Origin of the sequence: Endozoicomonas sp. ALE010, from assembly GCF_049310165.1 — a bacterium.
GTDB lineage: Bacteria > Pseudomonadota > Gammaproteobacteria > Pseudomonadales > Endozoicomonadaceae > Endozoicomonas.
The window spans coordinates 1-4,182 of sequence record NZ_JBLYNV010000137.1; the positions used below are offsets into that span (position 1 = coordinate 1).

Genomic DNA, 4,182 nt, shown 5'->3' on the forward strand with positions numbered 1-4,182 from the left:
GGCAACGACCACCGAGGCAACGACCACCGAGGCAACGACCACCGGAGCCACGACCACCGGAGCAACGACCACCGGAGCGCCGACCACCAAAGCGTCGACCACCAAAACGCCGACCACCAAAACGCCGACCTTTGGAATATTGACGACCGCCAAGCCGCCCACCACAGTTCCGACCGTTATAGTAGAAACAGTTACATGTTCAAAAAACAATAATGTTTCTCCGGTTTGTTGTGGAGATAAACGTGGCTTATACCAAGATTATTGGAGAAGCGGTCCAAGCGGAGGAGTTCCGCCTCGCTGCAGTAGCTTAGCCCTTATCAAGAAAAAATCAGGATGTACCAATAAAACTAAATTACGCGATGTTTATTTTAACCGATTTAATTCAGTGGATGATTTTTGTAAATCCAACGGGTGGGGTAAGGCTGTTTATGATCCCGCGTGAGCCCGCGAAACCGTGTCGTATATGGTCCGCCCCGCATTGCAAGGAAAATTTTTCCATCATGACGTTAAAGAGTAATGCTTGCATATATCCGGCCTTTGGGGTGAGGTCTCAAAGGGAATCGGGGTCAGGTCTTTAATTATGTATGACAAATGTCGTTTATGCTGTTAACAAAGATATTTGGAGAGTAGACCGTCGGAACTTCCCCGACAGCTCCTCGCAGAACGGTACGTGAACCTCTCGATTCATACCGTTCCCATCGGGCAGGTTAATTTCATACTCGTGAACCAATTCGATAGACAGCTTGCAGCCATGCAGGACAACCTACCCAATTAACTCCATATGAAAGTAACCCTGTTTTCACTACGAACTCCTCCGGTTTATCAGGTACTCAATCTCTTGTGGTTGCAGCCACTTGGGAGTCTCCCTTAGCATCCACGCGACTGGTTCCCGCAGTTCCACAGAAGAGCCCGGCACAGATTCATGCCACCTATACGCCGGACACCACCTGCACAGCATTCGGAATTCACTTGCAGATTTATCCCGGGAGATTATGCGGCCCCCGGTTTTGATGTCAGAAAAAGTCTTTTACGAAGACCTGCCCCCAGCTTTTTTGACCCCAGCTTTTTACGCAGTTCGGGACCTGCCCCCCCCCCCCGGCTTTTCTCTGTTTTATAAGATTCTTGCGCATTATCAGTTGCAGATAATTCAAACGGTTCTTTTTGATGCCTCAGCCTTGTCTATCCTTGTCTCATTTTGCGAGGTAATAACTTTGATATCCCAACCTGCCGTTCAGTCCACAGGCGCACCCATGGCTTCTGGCTCCGTACCCGATCAGCCAACGGAAAGTGACGGGCTATTTGCCGGGTTTTTAACGGTCGCCCCTTGGCGCGTTCCGATCCTGTTTTTGCGGTCGCTTCATCCCGGTTATATTCCTCCCGGGACGCAGCCGTCGGCACAACCGGATGAAGGTCCGGCCTTCACTTTTGGCAGCCCCGATGGGCAGGACAGCAGCTTTTTCCAGGGTGTTGAGCTGGCGGCCCGGCTGGTGTCGCCTTATACAGTGCTGCCAGCGGAGATCCGCACGATGCTGGAGGGCATTGTCACTTTTTCCGCAGCGACCCGTTTCAGGGATCTTTTGGGCGCTTTTGGAGCGACTGAAGGTTCTCCTCCAACGGAAGGTCGGGCAGACATTTCAGAGGACCGCTCCCCAACAAACGACAAAGACAGGAAAAACAAGAAGCCGCAGCAAACACGACAACGAACCAGCCCGCCAGCCACTACCTCCATCGGCACTGGTCAGCTACCGAAAACCGCCATGGCACTGGGTGCCCTGTCCAGCCTGACCGCTGCGGCGGCTGCATCCCCATCCGGCAGTAAAGAAGTGTGGAAGCCGGTGCCGGATGCCAAAACTCTGGACAAGTTTGGCCGTGATCCGGACTATCTACTGAGTGGTAATTACTTCCAGACTGCGAATATTGATGGTGGTGAATTACTCCAACCCATTGGCAGCGATGGTCAAGCATTTACCGGTAAATACAATGGTCAGGGATATACCATTGAGAATCTCCGGGACTGCTTTGTGAAAAATCTGAAGGGTGAGGTTGATGGCCTGCGTTTCACTGATGCCAGTATAGGGTCCAGCTCTGGTCCAACTGCGGTGGTGGCCTGTAAAGTTTCACGCGGTGGGACAGTCAGTAATATCCGGGTTGAAAATGCACATGTTGACAACCGATGGGATAATGCGGCAATTGTAGGGGGTGAAATCGACGGAAAGGTTGCCAATATCACAGCAGTTGATTGCTCTGTCAGCGCTGGAAAGCATGCTGGTATCGGCGGAGGAGCTGTCTTATCAAAGGGAGCTCTTGCTAACATCACAGCAATCAACTGCACGGTGGAAAACCCCGGTTATTATTTAAATTTTTATGATGTCGGTATCGGGGCAGGCCAGGTTTTTGGAAGCATTGCCAACATCATTGCAATTAACTGCAACGTGAAAACGCTCCGTGATGGTAATGGTGATGCCGGTATCGGGGCGGGGGCAGTTTATTCTCGTTATTCTGATTCTGGCGGAGGCGTTTCTAACACCGTCGCTAACACCATAGCGATAAATTGCACAGTGGGAACTTCCGGTAGAGGTGATGCTGGTATTGGTGTGGGGAAAGTTATTGGACGCCAGGCTTACACCGTCGCTAACACCATGGCGATAAATTGCACGGTGGAAACCTCCGGTGATGGTGCTGATGCCGGTATCGGTGCGGGGAGCATTGATTATGGAACCATTGCTAACATTGCTAACACCATGGCATTCAACTGCAAGGTTAAAACCTCAGGAAAAACTGCAAATGCAGGTATCGGGACAGCAAGGCGCGGCACTGTGCTCAACACTAAGGCGGTAAACACCACTGTCGAAAGCAGATATGCCGATGCAAGTATCCGGGGAGGGTTTAACCCCACTATCTGTAATGTTCGCATTAACGGTACACTGCAACCAGACACCGCCGGGGATTGCCTCTACTTGCTCGATCATTTCTGTGAAGATACTGACCCCCGCCTGTTGAAGCCGAATTGCCAGCCCGGTGACTGTTATTCATGGGCATTAACAAATGACACTTTCACCGGGTTTGCGTCATGTCCTGTTGCCTTGGAAACCATCTCAACCACTCCCAGACAAATCACAACACCAGAAGCAATAGCAACTTCTGCACACAGCCCAACGTCGCCAACAGTCACTAACCAGCTGATCGAAGTCGCCAACGCCGAAACCCTGGTTAAAATCGGCACTGACCATAACTACCCACTGAACGGCACCTATATCCAAACCACCGATATCGATGCCAGCAGCTTGAGCCAACCTATCAGGCACTTTACCGGCCAGTACAATGGCCAGCACCATGCTATTACCAACCTGGATTGCTGCCTGGTGGACAACCTTGAGGGTGATATTGGCAACCTGTACTTTACCGGCGCCAGTATCAGCGCCAGCAAGCCAACGGGTGTGGTGGCCTGTGGACTGGGCGGCAACGGCAAAATCCATGACATCCTTGTGGACAACAGTCAGGTCATAACCTCCGGTAATGATGCCGACGCAGGTATCGGGGCCGGAGTCCTGTCGGGGGGCACGGTGGTCAACACCACTGTGGTGAACAGCACGGTGACCACCGCCGGTGAGGGAGCCGATGCCGGTATCGGTGCCGGGAGTATTGGCAATGGCGCAGCGATTTCCCAAATCACGGCCCTGAACAGCCGGGTGGAAACCTCCGGCAATAATGCCAATGCCGCTATCGGCGTCGGGGCCATGGGCAGTGACACAAGGATCGCCGATACCCTGGCCCGGGGCAGTTCGGTTACAACCTCCGGCTATGATGCCAATGCCGCTATCGGGACCGGGGCTATGGATTCCCGGGCAAGGATGGCTGGCACCCGGTCTGACAACAGCCAGGTGGTAACCTCGGGAGTCGGTGCCGATAGCGCTATCGGTGCCGGGGAGATCAGGGGCAACGGCACCGTTACTGATACCCGGGCGGTGAACAGCACAGTAACCGCCTCCGGTAATGAGACCTTGGTGGGTATTGCTGCAGGCCGGTTCAGGCGCGGGGCCGTGATTGCCAATACCACGCAGGTGAACAGTTTTGCCAGGAGCACAGGTTACTCTTCAGGCGTGGCCGGGGGACCATTACCGGCCACACCGGCACCGCCGGTAGCGAACACCACCATGAACTTTTCCGGCCTGCCGGGGGCCA

The 4,182-nt window shown here is 53.4% G+C and carries 2 protein-coding genes; one reads left to right on the forward strand and one right to left on the reverse strand.

Going from position 1 to position 4,182, the window contains the following annotated elements:
- Positions 1–210: hypothetical protein (locus tag ACO6UY_RS24035; RefSeq protein ID WP_422491562.1), on the reverse strand; the 210-nt coding region annotated here is incomplete at its 3' end.
- A gap of 1,040 nt (positions 211–1,250) precedes the next feature.
- On the opposite strand from ACO6UY_RS24035, the gene ACO6UY_RS24040 reads away from it, so the two are divergent.
- Positions 1,251–4,182 (forward strand): hypothetical protein (locus ACO6UY_RS24040; protein WP_422491563.1); only part of this gene is annotated, 2,932 nt, incomplete at its 3' end.